Raw genomic sequence first — 15,443 nt, 5'->3', positions numbered from 1 at the left:
CTCCATGAGCGACACCCCCGTCATAGGCGTCCTGGCCCTGCAGGGCGACGTACGGGAGCACCTCGTCGCCCTGGCCGCGGCCGATGCCGTGGCCAGGCCGGTGCGGCGCCCCGAAGAGCTCGCCGAGGTGGACGGCCTCGTCCTCCCCGGCGGCGAGTCCACCACCATCTCCAAGCTGGCCGTCCTGTTCGGCCTGATGGAGCCCCTGCGCGCACGCGTGCGGGACGGCATGCCCGTCTACGGCACCTGCGCCGGCATGATCCTGCTCGCCGACAAGATCCTCGACCCGCGCTCGGGCCAGGAGACCATCGGCGGGATCGACATGATCGTGCGCCGCAACGCCTTCGGACGGCAGAACGAGTCCTTCGAAGCGGCCGTCGGCGTCAAGGGCGTCGAGGGCGACCCGGTGGAGGGCGTCTTCATCCGAGCCCCCTGGGTGGAGTCCGTCGGTGCCCGGGCCGAGGTGCTCGCCGAGCACGACGGCCACATCGTCGCCGTCCGCCAGGGCGCCGCGCTGGCCACGTCGTTCCACCCGGAACTGACCGGCGACCACCGTGTGCACGCCCTGTTCGTCGACATGGTGCGGGGGAACCGGACAGCCGAGTCCTTGTAGGATTCCTGCGTTCGTTGCTGAGATGGGTTACGCGAAGGAGACAGGCAGATGTCCGGCCACTCTAAATGGGCCACGACGAAGCACAAGAAGGCCGTCATCGATGCCAAGCGCGGCAAGCTCTTCGCGAAGCTGATCAAGAACATCGAGGTCGCGGCGCGGATGGGTGGCGTCGACCTCGAGGGCAACCCGACGCTCTACGACGCCGTTCAGAAGGCCAAGAAGCAGTCGGTGCCGAACAAGAACATCGACTCCGCGATCAAGCGCGGTGGCGGTCTCGAGGCCGGCGGCGCCGACTACGAGACGATCATGTACGAGGGTTACGGCCCGAACGGCGTCGCCGTGCTCATCGAGTGCCTCACCGACAACCGCAACCGCGCGGCCTCCGACGTCCGCGTCGCCATGACCCGCAACGGCGGCTCGATGGCCGACCCGGGCTCGGTGTCCTACATGTTCAGCCGCAAGGGCGTCGTCATCGTCCCCAAGGGCGAGCTGACCGAGGACGACGTCCTCACGGCCGTCCTGGACGCGGGTGCCGAGGAGGTCAACGACCTCGGCGAGTCCTTCGAGGTCATCAGCGAGGCCACCGACCTGGTCGCGGTCCGCACCGCCCTCCAGGACGCCGGCATCGACTACGACTCCGCCGACTCCAGCTTCGTGCCGTCCGTCCAGGTCGAGCTGGACGAGGAGGGCGCCAAGAAGATCTTCAAGCTGATCGACGCGCTCGAGGACAGCGACGACGTGCAGAACGTCTTCGCCAACTTCGACGTGAGCGACGAGGTCATGGAGAAGGTCGACGCGTAACGCTGCCGCGAGTGCCGCGATCTCTGCGGGCCGGGGGACACACGTCTTCCGGCCCGCTGTCGTTGTCGGTGGCGGCGGATAGCCTGGCGTAGTCAAAGATCACCGTCCACGACCGCGACCATCGATCGAGGAACCACGACGGTGCTCGGCCAGGTCCGCGAGAGCGGCGGCGGTTCAGCCGGAACAAGGGGAGGGCGCGTGCGCGTACTGGGGGTGGACCCGGGGCTGACCCGGTGCGGTGTCGGCGTCGTCGAGGGCGTCGCCGGGAGGCCGCTCACGATGATCGGCGTCGGTGTCGTCCGCACGCCCGCCGACGCCGACCTCGGCCACCGCCTCGTGGCGGTCGAGCAGGGCATCGAGCAGTGGCTCGACGAGCACCGGCCCGAATGCGTCGCCGTCGAGCGCGTCTTCAGCCAGCACAACGTCCGTACGGTCATGGGCACCGCGCAGGCCAGCGCCGTCGCGATGCTCTGCGCCGCCCGCCGCGGCATCCCCGTCGCCCTGCACACCCCGAGCGAGGTCAAGGCGGCCGTCACCGGCAGCGGCCGGGCCGACAAGGCACAGGTGGGCGCCATGGTGACCCGCCTGCTCCGGCTCAGCGCCCCGCCCAAGCCCGCCGACGCGGCCGACGCCCTCGCCCTCGCCATCTGCCACATCTGGCGCGCCCCCGCGCAGAACCGACTTCAGCAGGCCGTCGCCCTGCACACCGCCAAAGCACCGAAAGGCCGGACGGCATGATCGCCTTCGTCAGCGGCACAGTGGCCGCACTCGCTCCGGACGCCGCGGTCGTCGAGGTCGGCGGCGTCGGCATGGCCGTCCAGTGCACGCCGAACACGCTGTCCACGCTTCGCATGGGGCAGCCGGCCAAGCTGCACACCTCCCTGGTCGTCCGCGAGGACTCCCTCACCCTCTACGGCTTCGCCGACGACGACGAGCGGCAGGTCTTCGAGCTGCTCCAGACCGCGAGCGGCGTGGGACCGAGACTCGCCCAGGCGATGCTGGCCGTGCACACCCCGGACGCGCTGCGCCGGGCCGTCGCCACCGGCGACGAGAAGGCCCTCACCGCCGTCCCCGGCATCGGCAAGAAGGGTGCCCAGAAGCTGCTCCTGGAGCTGAAGGACCGGCTCGGCGCGCCGGTCGGCGCACCCGCTGTCGGCGCACCGGTCAGCAGCGGCTGGCGTGACCAGCTGCACGCGGCCCTGATCGGCCTCGGGTACGCCACCCGCGAGGCCGACGAGGCCGTGACGGCCGTGGCCCCCCAGGCCGAGGCCGCCGACGGCACGCCCCAGGTCGGCCAGCTGCTGAAGGCAGCCCTGCAGACCCTGAACCGCGCCCGCTGACCCCCACCCTGAGGCACATCACATGAACTGGGACGACACGACCGACGCCGACGCCGCGGAGCGGCTGGTGGACTCCGTCGCCGACCGTGAGGACCAGGCCGTCGAGGCCGCCCTGCGCCCCAAGGACCTGGACGAGTTCATCGGCCAGGAGAAGGTCCGCGAGCAGCTCGACCTCGTACTGCGCGCCGCACGCGCGCGTGGCGCGACGGCCGACCACGTGCTGCTCTCCGGCGCCCCCGGCCTCGGCAAGACCACCCTGTCGATGATCATCGCGGCCGAGATGGGCGCCCCCATCCGCATCACCTCGGGCCCCGCCATCCAGCACGCCGGCGACCTCGCCGCGATCCTCTCCTCCCTCCAGGAGGGCGAGGTCCTCTTCCTCGACGAGATCCACCGCATGTCCCGGCCCGCCGAGGAGATGCTGTACATGGCCATGGAGGACTTCCGCGTCGACGTCATCGTCGGCAAGGGCCCCGGCGCCACGGCCATTCCCCTGGAGCTGCCCCCCTTCACCCTGGTCGGTGCCACCACCCGGGCCGGCCTGCTGCCGCCCCCGCTGCGCGACCGCTTCGGCTTCACCGCGCACATGGAGTTCTACGAACCGGCCGAACTGGAGCGGGTCATCCACCGCTCGGCGAACCTCCTCGAAGTCGAGATCGAGCCGGCGGGCGCCGCCGAGATCGCCGGACGCTCCCGCGGCACGCCCCGCATCGCCAACCGCCTGCTGCGCCGCGTCCGCGACTACGCACAGGTCAAGGCCGACGGCCTGATCACCAGGGACATCGCCGCGGCGGCCCTCGCCGTGTACGAGGTGGACGCGCGCGGCCTCGACCGCCTCGACCGGGGTGTGCTGGAAGCCCTGCTCAAGCTGTTCGGCGGCGGCCCGGTCGGCCTCTCCACGCTCGCTGTCGCGGTCGGGGAGGAACGTGAGACCGTGGAGGAGGTCGCCGAACCCTTCCTCGTACGGGAGGGACTGCTGGCCCGCACCCCCCGCGGCCGGGTCGCCACACCCGCCGCATGGGCGCATCTCGGCCTCACCCCGCCCCGCTCCCAGACCACCGGAAACGGACAACAGGACCTGTTCGGGGCGTGACGGGACCGTCACGCCTCCGGGGCGGCGATCCGGCGGCGAGGTCACTGGCCGGACCAGGAACCCCGGTGCCATGCTGAGCGTTGTTCCATGCGCGCGGACTCGCTTAGACTCCGCCGATGCCGCCCTTGACAGCGGCGTACACACCCCCAACCATCTGGCCGCTCACAGCGCGGTCGTGTGAAGGAAGTACCGACCCGTGAGTCTCCTGACCCTCCTCCCGTTCATCGTGCTCATCGGGGCCATGTTCCTGATGACCCGATCGGCAAAGAAGAAGCAGCAGCAGGCCGTGGACATGCGGAACCAAATGCAGCCCGGCAGCGGCATCCGCACCATCGGGGGCATGTACGCCACGGTCAAGGAGGTCAACGAGGACACCGTCCTCGTCGACGCCGGTCCCGGCGTCGAACTCCTCTTCGCCAAGAACGCCGTCGGCGCCGTCCTCACGGACGACGAGTACAACCGCATCGTCCACGGCATCGAGCACGACCTGAAGTCCGACGCCGACATCGTCCCGGACGACGCCTCCTCCCTCACCGAGACCGGCGACTCCGCCGCCGACGCCCCCGCTGACGACAAGGCCGTCGACCTCGGCAAGAAGGACACGGCCGATGAGCCGGCCGACGAGGCGACCGAGGCGAAGACGGACGCAGAGCCGAAGAAGACCGACGGCGACTCCGAGGCGAAGTAGTCGTGACCCGGGGTGCGCGGGCCCGTCCCGCGCACCCCGGGACACGCCCAGCTCGCACGGAATCCCGACACCATGTCATGGCCGCCCGTCCGCCGATCCGGAGCGAGGTGGCCCGAGAGGGAGTACGAGAAGGTGGCCACACCTAAAAAGGGCAGGAACGCGAGCGCCCAGAGCAAGCCGGTGCGCTCGCTGGCCCTGATCCTGATCGCCATCGCGGCGCTCACCGGTGGAATGTTCGCCTCGGGTCACACCAAACCGCGTCTGGGCATCGACCTGGCCGGTGGCACGAGCATCACGCTCCGCGCGGTCCCCGAGGCCGGTAATGAGTCGGCGATCAACAAGACCAACATGGACACGGCCGTCTCCATCATGGAGCGCCGTGTCAATGGTCTGGGCGTCTCTGAGGCCGAGGTCCAGACGCAGGGCCGCGACAACATCGTCGTGAACATCCCCAAGGGGACCAACTCCGAGCAGGCCCGCAAGCAGGTCGGCACCACCGCCAAGCTCTACTTCCGCCCGGTCATCGCCACCGAGGTCTCCGGCGGCAATGGCGCGGCCAGCCCCTCCCCGAGCCCCACCGGCAGCCCCTCGGGCAAGCCGTCCGGCGCGGTCGGCGACAAGCCCGAGGCCACCGACAAGAACTCCGCCTCGCCGTCCGCCACGCCCACCACCCAGGGCCGCGCGGTCACCGACGGGCTGAAGGCCGACGCCACACCGTCCGCGAGCGCCTCCGACAAGCCCGGGACCAGCCCCTCCCCGTCGGCGAGCGGCGGCACCGCCGAGGCCGACGCGAACGCGCTGCAGGCGAAGTACGCCAAGCTCGACTGCACGGACGCCAAGACCCGCTCCAGCGTGGGCGACGGCGTCAAGGCCTCCCAGCCCACCCTGGCCTGCGGCAAGAACTCGGGGGGCCAGTGGCAGAAGTACATCCTCGGCCCCGCCGAGGTCGACGGCACCGACGTCGACAAGGCCCAGGCCGTCCTGAACACCCAGACCGGTGCCGGCTGGACCGTCACGATGGACTTCACGGACGCCGGCGCCAAGAAGTTCGGCGACATCACCGGCAAGCTGGCCCAGAACCAGCCGCCGCAGAACCAGTTCGCGATCGTCCTGGACGGCGACGTGGTCTCCGACCCGTCCGTCAAGCAGGCTCTGACCGGCGGCAACGCCGAGATCTCCGGCAACTTCAACCAGCAGTCCGCCCAGGAACTGTCCAACATGCTGAGTTACGGTGCGCTGCCGCTGACCTTCAAGGTGGACAGCATGACGACCGTGACCGCCGCGCTGGGCGGTGACCAGCTGCAGGCCGGCCTCATCGCCGGCGCGATCGGTCTCGCGCTGGTCGTCATCTACCTGCTGGCCTACTACCGCGGTCTGTCGTTCGTCGCGATCCTCTCGCTGCTGGTCTCCGCCGGCCTCACCTACACGCTCATGGCCCTGCTCGGCCCGGCCATCGGCTTCGCGCTGAACCTGCCGGCCGTCTGCGGTGCCATCGTCGCCATCGGCATCACGGCGGACTCGTTCATCGTCTACTTCGAACGTGTCCGGGACGAGATCCGCGAGGGCCGCACGCTGCGCCCCGCCGTCGAGCGGGCCTGGCCCCGCGCCCGGCGCACCATCCTGGTCTCCGACTTCGTGTCGTTCCTCGCCGCCGCGGTGCTCTTCATCGTCACCGTCGGCAAGGTGCGCGGCTTCGCCTTCACGCTCGGCCTGACCACGCTGCTCGACGTCGTCGTGGTCTTCCTTTTCACCAAGCCGCTGCTGACCCTGCTGGCCCGCCGTACCTTCTTCGCGAGCGGCCACAAGTGGTCCGGCCTCGACCCGAAGAGCCTGGGTGCCGAGCCGCCACTGCGCCGCACCCGCCGTCCCTCCGCCCCCGTCGAGACGAAGGAGGCGTGAGATGTCGAAACTCGGCAACCTCGGCGCCCGGCTGCACCGCGGCGAGATCGGCTACGACTTCGTCAAGAACCGCAAGATCTGGTACGGCCTGTCGATCCTGATCACCATCACGGCCATCGTCGGCCTGGCGGTGCGCGGCCTGAACATGGGCATCGAGTTCCAGGGCGGTGCCGTCTTCACCACCCCGAAGAACGTCAGCGTCTCGGTGTCCCAGGCCGAGGAGTACGCGGAAACGGCCTCCGGCCACGACGCGATCGTCCAGAAGCTCGGTGACGGCAGCCTGCGGATCCAGGTCGCGGGCATCGAGACCGACAAGGCCAACCAGATCAAGAGTCAGCTCTCGGACGACCTCAAGGTCGACGCGGAGCAGATCAACGCCGAACTGGTCGGCCCCAGCTGGGGTGAGCAGATCGCCGACAAGGCCTGGCAGGGCCTCGGCATCTTCCTCATCCTCGTGGTGATCTACCTGGCGATCGCGTTCGAGTGGCGCATGGCGCTCGCCGCCTTCGTCGCGCTGATCCACGACATCACCATCACCGTCGGCATCTACGCCCTCGTCGGCTTCGAGGTCACACCGGGCACGGTGATCGGTCTGCTGACCATCCTCGGTTACTCGCTCTACGACACGGTCGTGGTCTTCGACAGCCTCAAGGAGCAGACGAAGGACCTCACCAAGCAGACCCGCTGGACCTACAGCGACGTCGCCAACCGCTCGATCAACAGCACCCTGGTCCGCTCCATCAACACCACCGTGGTGGCACTGCTGCCGGTCGCGGGCCTGCTGTTCATCGGTGGCGGTGTCCTCGGCGCAGGCATGCTGAACGACATCTCGCTGTCGCTGTTCGTCGGTCTCGCCGCCGGTGCGTACTCCTCCATCTTCATCGCCACGCCGCTCGTCGCCGACCTCAAGGAGCGCGAGCCGGCGATGAAGGCCCTGAAGAAGCGCGTCCTCGCCAAGCGGGCCCAGTCCGCCGCCAAGGGCGAGCCCCCGGTCCAGGGCGACGACGAGGCGTTCGCCGACGAGCCCGAGGACGCCGCACCCGCGGTGGTCGGGCCGCGCAACCAGCCCGCCTCCCGCAGCCGCGGCCGCGGCCGTCCCTCGGGGAAGCGCCGATGACCGAGATCAGGGAGCTCCTCCTCAGCCGCATCCGGGACGTGGCCGACTATCCGGAGCCGGGTGTGATGTTCAAGGACATCACCCCGCTCCTGGCGGACCCGGCGGCGTTCACCGCGCTCACCGACGCCCTCGCCGAGATCGCCGAGAGGACCGGGGCCACCAAGGTCGTCGGCCTGGAGGCCCGTGGCTTCATCCTCGGTGCCCCGGTGGCCGTCCGCGCCGGACTCGGCTTCATCCCCGTACGCAAGGCGGGCAAGCTCCCCGGAGCCACCCTCGCCCAGGCCTACGACCTGGAGTACGGCTCGGCGGAGATCGAGGTGCACGCCGAGGACCTGAACCCCGAGGACCGGGTGCTCATCGTCGACGACGTCCTCGCCACCGGCGGCACGGCCGAGGCCTCGGTCGAGCTCATCCGCCGGGCCGGCGCCGAGGTCGCGGGTCTCGCCGTCCTCATGGAGCTCGGCTTCCTGAGCGGCCGCGCCCGCCTGGAGCCGGCGCTGAACGGTGCCCCGCTGGAGGCGCTGCTCACGGTCTAGCGGCCGCGCAGCCGGCCCGGCGGATACCGGCACGAGACCGCAGAGGCGGGCCCGGAGGAATCCGGAGCCCGCCTCGTGCGTTACCCGTGTTTCCCGGGTAGACGGTCCTCACATTGGCCTGAAGGCGATCCCGGGGCCCGGGATCGCTACCATGGGGGTCCGGAGCCTGACCGGGGGACCCGGATCGCGCACGAGGAGTCCTCTTGCCAGACGAGGCCCAGCACCTGACCGCCGCCAAGCCCGAGTCCGCCTCGGCAGCCGCGGCGAAGCCCGCGCCGAACGCGCCCCACGCGAAGAACGACACCCGCGGGCCGGTCGAGCACGCCCAGGCGGCGCCGGCCGACAAGTCGGAAGAGCAGTCGCGGCCCAAGCCCACCCCGCCGCCCGCGGTGCGGCAGAGCGCCGGACAGCCGGCCCGCTCCGGCTCCTCCAACCGCGTCCGCGCCCGTCTGGCCCGGCTCGGCGTGCAGCGCGCGAACCCGTACAACCCGGTGCTGGAGCCGCTGCTGCGGATAGTGCGCGGCAACGACCCGAAGATCGAGACGGCGACGCTCCGCCAGATCGAGCGCGCCTACCAGGTCGCCGAGCGCTGGCACCGCGGCCAGAAGCGCAAGAGCGGCGACCCGTACATCACGCACCCCCTCGCCGTCACGACCATCCTCGCCGAGCTGGGCATGGATCCGGCCACGCTGATGGCCGGCCTGCTGCACGACACGGTCGAGGACACCGAGTACGGGCTGGACGATCTGCGCCGCGACTTCGGCGACGTCGTCACGCTGCTCGTCGACGGCGTCACCAAGCTGGACAAGGTCAAGTTCGGCGAGGCCGCGCAGGCCGAGACCGTGCGCAAGATGGTCGTCGCCATGGCCAAGGACCCGCGCGTCCTGGTCATCAAGCTCGCCGACCGCCTGCACAACATGCGCACCATGCGCTACCTCAAGCGTGAGAAGCAGGAGAAGAAGGCGCGCGAGACCCTCGAGATCTACGCGCCGCTCGCCCATCGCCTGGGCATGAACACCATCAAGTGGGAGCTGGAGGACCTCGCCTTCGCGATCCTCTACCCCAAGATGTACGACGAGATCGTCCGGCTGGTGGCCGAGCGGGCGCCCAAGCGCGACGAGTACCTGGCCATCGTCACCGACGAGGTGCAGCAGGACCTGCGGGCGGCCCGCATCAAGGCGACCGTCACCGGCCGCCCGAAGCACTACTACAGCGTCTACCAGAAGATGATCGTCCGCGGCCGGGACTTCGCGGAGATCTACGACCTGGTGGGCATCCGCGTCCTCGTGGAGACCGTCCGCGACTGCTACGCGGCCCTCGGCACGGTGCACGCGCGATGGAACCCGGTCCCCGGCCGGTTCAAGGACTACATCGCGATGCCCAAGTTCAACATGTACCAGTCGCTGCACACGACGGTCATCGGCCCCGGCGGCAAGCCGGTCGAGCTGCAGATCCGCACCTTCGACATGCACCGCCGCGCCGAGTACGGCATCGCCGCGCACTGGAAGTACAAGCAGGAGGCCGTCGCCGGCGCGTCCAAGGTGCGCTCCGACGCCCCCAAGTCGTCCGGCAAGAGCAAGGACGACCACCTCAACGACATGGCCTGGCTGCGGCAACTGCTGGACTGGCAGAAGGAGACGGAGGACCCGGGCGAGTTCCTGGAGTCGCTGCGCTTCGACCTCTCCCGCAACGAGGTCTTCGTCTTCACCCCCAAGGGCGACGTCATAGCGCTCCCCGCCGGTGCCACCCCGGTGGACTTCGCCTACGCCGTGCACACCGAGGTCGGGCACCGCACGATAGGCGCCCGCGTCAACGGCCGGCTGGTCCCGCTGGAGTCCACCCTCGACAACGGCGACCTGGTGGAGGTCTTCACCTCCAAGGCGGCCGGTGCCGGCCCCTCCCGCGACTGGCTCGGCTTCGTCAAGTCGCCGCGCGCCCGCAACAAGATCCGGGCCTGGTTCTCCAAGGAACGCCGCGACGAGGCGATCGAGCAGGGCAAGGACGCGATCGTCCGCGCCATGCGCAAGCAGAACCTGCCGATCCAGCGCATCCTGACCGGCGACTCCCTGGTGACCCTCGCCCACGAGATGCGCTACGCCGACATCTCCGCGCTGTACGCGGCGATCGGCGAGGGCCATGTCTCCGCGCAGAACATCGTGCAGAAGCTGGTGCAGGCACTCGGCGGCGAGGAGGCCGCCACCGAGGAGATCGACGAGTCGGTCCCGCCGGCCCGCGGCCGCAGCCGCAAGCGCCGCTCCAGCGCCGACCCGGGCGTCGTCGTCAAGGGCGTCGAGGACGTGTGGGTCAAGCTGGCCCGCTGCTGTACGCCCGTCCCGGGCGACCCCATCATCGGCTTCGTCACCCGTGGCAGCGGCGTATCGGTGCACCGCAGCGACTGCGTGAACGTCGACTCGCTGTCCCGCGAGCCCGAGCGCATCCTCGACGTCGAGTGGGCGCCCACGCAGTCCTCGGTCTTCCTGGTCGCCATCCAGGTCGAGGCCCTGGACCGCTCCCGGCTGCTCTCGGACGTCACCCGCGTGCTGTCCGACCAGCACGTCAACATCCTCTCCGCGGCCGTCCAGACCTCCCGCGATCGCGTCGCCACCTCCCGCTTCACCTTCGAGATGGGCGACCCGAAGCACCTCGGCCACGTGCTGAAGGCGGTCAGGGGAGTGGAGGGCGTCTACGACGTGTACCGGGTGACGTCGGCGCGCAGCAGGTCGTAGCGGCCCGCGGCTGCCACACGAAAGGGGGGCTCCCGTACGAGGTGTACGGGAGCCCCCCTTCGCGTCGGCCGATCAGCCGCCGAACTCCTGCAGGCCCTTCAGCGCCTGGTCCAGCAGCGCCTGCCGGCCGTCGAGCTCACGCTGGAGCTTGTCGGCCCTGGCGTTGTTGCCCTGCGCGCGGGCCTGTTCGATCTGGCCCCGCAGCTTGTCCACGGCGGCCTGCAGCTGGCCGGTCAGACCCGCGGCACGCGCGCGTGCCTCCGGGTTCGTCCGGCGCCACTCGGCCTCCTCGGCCTCCTGGATGGCCCGCTCGACGGCGTGCATACGGCCCTCGACCTTGGGCCGGGCGTCGCGCGGCACATGGCCGATGGCCTCCCAGCGCTCGTTCACGTTCCGGAACGCGGCCCGGGCCGCCTTCAGGTCCGTGATCGGCAGGAGCTTCTCGGCCTCCTCGGCCAGCTCCTCCTTGAGCTTGAGGTTCTCCGACTGCTCGGCGTCCCGCTCGGCGAAGACCGAGCTGCGGGCCGCGAAGAAGACGTCCTGGGCGCCGCGGAAGCGGTTCCACAGGTCGTCCTCGTGCTCCCGCTGAGCGCGGCCCGCGGCCTTCCACTCGGACATCAGCTCGCGGTAGCGCGCCGCCGTCACGCCCCAGTCGGTCGAGTTCGACAGCGCCTCGGCCTCGGAGACCAGCCGTTCCTTGGTCTTGCGGGCCTCCTCACGCTGCGCGTCCAGCTGCGCGAAGTGCTGCTTGCGCCGCTTGGAGAACGCCGACCGCGCGTGCGAGAACCGGTGCCACAGCTCGTCGTCGGACTTGCGGTCCAGGCGCGGCAGGCCCTTCCAGGTGTCCACCAGGGCCCGCAGCCGCTCACCGGCCGCCCGCCACTGGTCCGACTGCGACAGCTCCTCCGCCTCGGCGACCAGCGCCTCCTTGGCGTGGCGAGCCTCGTCCGACTGCTTCGCCCGCTGCGCCTTGCGCTCCTCGCGGCGCGCCTCCACCAGCTCCACGAGCTTGTCCAGCCGGACCCGCAGGGCGTCCAGGTCGCCCACCACGTGGTGGGCGTCAACCTGCTCGCGGATGTGGTCGATGGCGGCCTGGGCGTCCTTCGCCGACAGGTCGGTGGTCTTCACTCGCTTCTCGAGGAGGCCGATCTCGACAACCAGGCCCTCGTACTTGCGCTCGAAATAGGCCAGCGCCTCCTCGGGGGAGCCCGCCTGCCAGGAACCGACGACCTGCTCGCCGTCGGCCGTACGCACGTACACGGTCCCCGTCTCGTCGACGCGGCCCCACGGGTCGCTGCTCACAGCGCCTCCTCCACATGATGCCTGCGAGGGGCCTGAAGCTCCCCCGGGCATCGTCCACAGTTTCGTCACGGCCAACATAGGCGACCGGCGGGGGGCCTGTCCGCATCCCGCGCGACCGAAATTACGCAGTTGAGGGTCAGGATTTGGTGATCGTGGCCTTGTTGATCACGACCGTCGCGTTGGGCGCCGTATTGCCCGTCTGGGGGTCGGGGGCCTGCGCTCCGGCGTCCGCGATCTTCTTCAGGACCTTCATGCCCGCCTCGGACACCGTACCGAACGGCGTGTAGTCGGGCGGAAGCTGACTGTCCTGGTAGACGAGGAAGAACTGGCTGCCGCCGCTGTTGCGGCCCTGCTTCGTCTGTGCGTTGTACTGGTTCGCCATCGCGACCGTGCCCGCCGGGTAGATCCCGCCCTTGAGGCTCTTGTCCTTGAGGTTCTCGTCCGGGATGGTGTAGCCCGGTCCGCCCATGCCGGTGCCCTTCGGGTCGCCGCACTGCAGGACGTAGATGCCCTGGTCGGTGAGCCGGTGGCACTTGCTGTGGTCCAGGTAGCCCTTGCCGAGCAGGAAGTTGAACGAGTTCACCGTGTGCGGCGCCGCCGACGCCTTCAGCGCGACGTCTATCTCACCGCAGGTGGTGTCCAGCTTCATCGTGTGCTTCGCCGACTCGTCGATGGTCAAAGCCGGTTCCTTCTTCCAGGTCTCCGACTTGACCTTGCCCGGGGCCGGCTTCTCGCACGGGTCCGGGGCCTTGCTGGGGGTGGCGCTCGGGGTGACCTCCGCGTTCGCGTTCTCCTTCTTGCCGTCGTCCTCGAACGGCTTGGTCAGGAAGACCGTCACCGAGAGCACCACGATCACGCCGAGGGCCGAGGCGATCACGGAGTTGCGGATACGGGCCTTGCGTCGCGCGTCCGTGCGTCGCTGCTGCTGCCGCAAGAACTTCTCCCGGGCGAGCTGACGCCGCCGCTGTTCCTGGCTGACCACCGGGTTCTCTCCTCATGGGTCTCGAACGTCGACCGGTACGCCTGCGTCCTGTGTGCCGACCGCCTGCGTGTGCCCCGTACCGTATATGGGTTCGCTGAGGAATCGGCAGCGCCGGTAGGCTCTGTGAGCAGCCGTAGCCGCCCGTATCGACACAACGAAGGACGATCGTGCTCATTGCCGGGTTCCCCGCCGGGGCCTGGGGGACGAACTGCTACCTCGTCGCCCCCGCCGCCGGTGAGGAGTGCGTGATCATCGACCCCGGCCATCAGGCCGCCGACGGCGTCGAGGAAGCGATCAGGAAGCATCGCCTCAAGCCCGTCGCCGTCGTCCTCACCCACGGCCACATCGACCATGTGGCCTCCGTCGTCCCGGTGTGCGGCGCGCACGACGTGCCGGCCTGGATCCACCCCGACGACCGGTACATGATGAGCGACCCCGAGAAGGGGATCGGCCGTTCCATCGGCATGCCGCTGCTCGGCGAGCTGACCGTGGGGGAGCCCGATGACGTCAAGGAGCTGGCCGACGGGGCGAAGCTGGAGCTGGCGGGCCTGGAGCTGTCCGTCGCGCACGCACCCGGCCATACCAAGGGGTCGGTGACCTTCGGCATGCCCGAGGCGGCGGACATCCCGCCGATCCTCTTCTCGGGCGACCTGCTCTTCGCCGGCTCCATCGGACGCACCGACCTGCCCGGCGGCGACATGGCCGAGATGCTCGACTCGCTGGCCCGCGTGTGCCTGCCGCTCGACGACTCGACCGTGGTGCTGTCCGGCCACGGCCCCCAGACGACCATCGGCCAGGAGCGCTCCACCAACCCGTATCTGCGGCAAGTGGCGACCGGCCAGGGAGCATCTCAGGCTCCCCGACGAGGAATGTGACGAGACCTTCCGTGAGCACCTTCAAGGCCCCCAAGGGCACGTACGACCTGATCCCGCCGGACAGCGCCAAGTACCTCGCCGTCCGCGAGGCGATCGCCGCTCCGCTGCGCAACTCCGGCTACGGCTACATCGAGACGCCCGGCTTCGAGAACGTCGAACTCTTCGCGCGCGGCGTCGGTGAGTCCACCGACATCGTCACCAAGGAGATGTACGCCTTCGAGACCAAGGGCGGCGACCGTCTCGCCCTGCGCCCCGAAGGCACGGCCTCCGTCCTGCGCGCGGCGCTGGAGGCCAACCTGCACAAGGCCGGCAACCTCCCGGTCAAGCTCTGGTACTCGGGCTCGTACTACCGCTACGAGCGTCCCCAGAAGGGCCGTTACCGCCACTTCTCCCAGGTCGGTGCCGAGGCGATCGGTGCGGAGGACCCGGCGCTGGACGCCGAGCTGATCATCCTGGCCGACCAGGCGTACCGCTCGCTGGGCCTGAGCAACTTCCGGATCCTGCTCAACAGCCTGGGCGACCAGGAGTGCCGCCCGGTGTACCGGTCGGCGCTGCAGGAGTTCCTGCGCGGCCTGGACCTCGACGAGGACACCCTGCGCCGCGCCGAGATCAACCCGCTGCGCGTCCTGGACGACAAGCGCGAGTCGGTCCAGAAGCAGCTGGGGGACGCGCCGCTGCTGCGCGACTACCTGTGCGACGCGTGCAAGGCGTACCACGAGGAGGTCCGGGAGCTGATCACGGCGGCGGGCGTCTCCTTCGAGGACGACGCGAAGCTGGTCCGCGGCCTGGACTACTACACCCGCACCACCTTCGAGTTCGTCCACGACGGCCTCGGCTCGCAGTCCGCGGTGGGCGGCGGCGGCCGCTACGACGGCCTCTCCGAGATGATCGGCGGGCCCGCGCTGCCGTCCGTCGGCTGGGCCCTCGGCGTCGACCGCACGGTCCTCGCCCTGGAGGCGGAGGGCGTCGAGCTCGAACTGCCCGCCACCACCAGCGTGTTCGCCGTCCCGCTCGGCGAGGAGGCCCGCCGGGTCCTGTTCGCCAAGGTCACGGAGCTGCGCAAGAACGGCATCGCGGCGGACTTCTCCTACGGCGGCAAGGGCCTCAAGGGCGCGATGAAGAACGCCAACCGCAGCGGTGCCCGCTACACGGTCGTCGCCGGCGAACGCGACCTCGCCGAGGGCGTCGTCCAGCTCAAGGACATGGAGTCCGGTGAGCAGACGGCGGTGGGCGTGAACGAGATCGTGGCGGAGCTGGAAGCGCGGCTCGGCTGACACGCGGTGGAAGGCGCCGGGCCTCCCGGCGCCTTCCTCACGTGCCAGCGGTGCGAACCGCGTCGCGCTCGTCACCACCGCCGTCCGGTCGTCCACGCCCACCTCGCTGAGCGGCGAAGTGACGCACGGTCGCGCGTACCGTCAACTCCGCGGGTGCCGATTCGTCCTGCCGGACGATTCCCCTTCGTGCGACGAGC

14 protein-coding genes are annotated in these 15,443 nt (G+C 70.1%); 12 read left to right on the top strand and 2 right to left on the bottom strand.

What is annotated here, in order from left to right; genetic code table 11:
- Positions 1-4: 4 nt before the first annotated feature.
- The 10 genes from pdxT to relA all read left to right on the top strand — a co-directional run bounded on the left by pdxT (position 5) and on the right by relA (position 10,813).
- Entirely contained in the window at positions 5-613 is a 609-nt protein-coding gene (pdxT, locus tag ACFY5B_RS14175) for a pyridoxal 5'-phosphate synthase glutaminase subunit PdxT (RefSeq protein ID WP_389968733.1), read from the top strand.
- Between the two features lie 48 nt (positions 614-661).
- Entirely contained in the window at positions 662-1,414 is a 753-nt protein-coding gene (locus ACFY5B_RS14170) for a YebC/PmpR family DNA-binding transcriptional regulator (protein WP_003988987.1), read from the top strand.
- 198 nt (positions 1,415-1,612) lie between these two features.
- Positions 1,613-2,152: a crossover junction endodeoxyribonuclease RuvC gene (ruvC, locus tag ACFY5B_RS14165; protein WP_031139032.1), complete on the top strand. Its 540-nt coding sequence runs from the start codon at positions 1,613-1,615 to the stop codon at positions 2,150-2,152.
- Entirely contained in the window at positions 2,149-2,754 is a 606-nt protein-coding gene (gene ruvA / locus ACFY5B_RS14160; protein WP_389968731.1) for a Holliday junction branch migration protein RuvA, read from the top strand. Before ruvC ends, ruvA begins: the two co-directional genes overlap by 4 nt.
- Before the next feature lie 22 nt (positions 2,755-2,776).
- Positions 2,777-3,847 carry a Holliday junction branch migration DNA helicase RuvB gene (gene ruvB, locus ACFY5B_RS14155; protein ID WP_389968729.1) on the top strand — a complete coding sequence of 357 codons (1,071 nt, stop codon included), beginning with the start codon at positions 2,777-2,779 and terminating at the stop codon, positions 3,845-3,847.
- A gap of 196 nt (positions 3,848-4,043) precedes the next feature.
- Positions 4,044-4,535, top strand: coding sequence for a preprotein translocase subunit YajC (yajC, locus tag ACFY5B_RS14150; RefSeq protein ID WP_389968727.1), 492 nt, complete (start codon positions 4,044-4,046; stop codon positions 4,533-4,535).
- 132 nt (positions 4,536-4,667) lie between these two features.
- A complete protein-coding gene (secD, locus tag ACFY5B_RS14145; protein ID WP_389968725.1) occupies positions 4,668-6,434 on the top strand; it encodes a protein translocase subunit SecD in 1,767 nt (588 codons plus the stop codon).
- A gap of 1 nt (position 6,435) precedes the next feature.
- On the top strand, positions 6,436-7,551 hold the full coding sequence (gene secF, locus ACFY5B_RS14140) for a protein translocase subunit SecF (RefSeq protein ID WP_389968723.1): 1,116 nt from the start codon (positions 6,436-6,438) through the stop codon (positions 7,549-7,551).
- Entirely contained in the window at positions 7,548-8,087 is a 540-nt protein-coding gene (locus tag ACFY5B_RS14135; protein ID WP_389968721.1) for an adenine phosphoribosyltransferase, read from the top strand. The genes secF and ACFY5B_RS14135 overlap by 4 nt, the downstream gene beginning before the upstream one ends.
- A gap of 203 nt (positions 8,088-8,290) precedes the next feature.
- Positions 8,291-10,813 (top strand): GTP pyrophosphokinase, encoded by a 2,523-nt coding sequence (gene relA, locus ACFY5B_RS14130; RefSeq protein WP_389968719.1) that lies wholly within the window; start codon positions 8,291-8,293, stop codon positions 10,811-10,813.
- A gap of 72 nt (positions 10,814-10,885) precedes the next feature.
- On the opposite strand, the gene ACFY5B_RS14125 is transcribed toward relA, so the two are convergent.
- A complete protein-coding gene (locus ACFY5B_RS14125) occupies positions 10,886-12,115 on the bottom strand; it encodes a DUF349 domain-containing protein (protein ID WP_389968717.1) in 1,230 nt (409 codons plus the stop codon).
- A 136-nt stretch (positions 12,116-12,251) separates the two neighbouring features.
- Complete coding sequence (locus tag ACFY5B_RS14120; protein WP_389968715.1) at positions 12,252-13,097, bottom strand: peptidylprolyl isomerase; 846 nt, start codon at positions 13,095-13,097, stop codon at positions 12,252-12,254.
- Positions 13,098-13,264: 167 nt separating this feature from the next.
- Between ACFY5B_RS14120 and ACFY5B_RS14115 the strand changes: the two genes are divergently transcribed.
- Both ACFY5B_RS14115 and hisS read left to right on the top strand, forming a co-directional pair.
- Positions 13,265-13,972 (top strand): MBL fold metallo-hydrolase, encoded by a 708-nt coding sequence (locus ACFY5B_RS14115; protein WP_389968713.1) that lies wholly within the window; start codon positions 13,265-13,267, stop codon positions 13,970-13,972.
- Between the two features lie 11 nt (positions 13,973-13,983).
- Positions 13,984-15,246, top strand: coding sequence for a histidine--tRNA ligase (hisS, locus tag ACFY5B_RS14110; RefSeq protein WP_389968711.1), 1,263 nt, complete (start codon positions 13,984-13,986; stop codon positions 15,244-15,246).
- The last annotated feature ends 197 nt before the right edge of the window (positions 15,247-15,443 follow it).

It is taken from the genome of Streptomyces sp. NPDC013187 (assembly GCF_042899705.1).
Taxonomy (GTDB): Bacteria; Actinomycetota; Actinomycetes; order Streptomycetales; family Streptomycetaceae; genus Streptomyces; species Streptomyces hawaiiensis_A.
This window is presented reverse-complemented; position numbering and strand designations above follow the sequence as displayed.

What these genes read in the sequence shown, in the direction of transcription:
- ACFY5B_RS14135 (WP_389968721.1), top strand. Translation starts at nt 7,548, where the DNA reads ATGACCGAGATCAGGGAGCTCCTCCTCAGCCGCATCCGGGACGTGGCC.
- ruvB (WP_389968729.1), top strand. Translation starts at nt 2,777, where the DNA reads ATGAACTGGGACGACACGACCGACGCCGACGCCGCGGAGCGGCTGGTG.
- pdxT (WP_389968733.1), top strand. Translation starts at nt 5, where the DNA reads ATGAGCGACACCCCCGTCATAGGCGTCCTGGCCCTGCAGGGCGACGTA.
- secF (WP_389968723.1), top strand. Translation starts at nt 6,436, where the DNA reads ATGTCGAAACTCGGCAACCTCGGCGCCCGGCTGCACCGCGGCGAGATC.
- ruvA (WP_389968731.1), top strand. Translation starts at nt 2,149, where the DNA reads ATGATCGCCTTCGTCAGCGGCACAGTGGCCGCACTCGCTCCGGACGCC.
- ACFY5B_RS14170 (WP_003988987.1), top strand. Translation starts at nt 662, where the DNA reads ATGTCCGGCCACTCTAAATGGGCCACGACGAAGCACAAGAAGGCCGTC.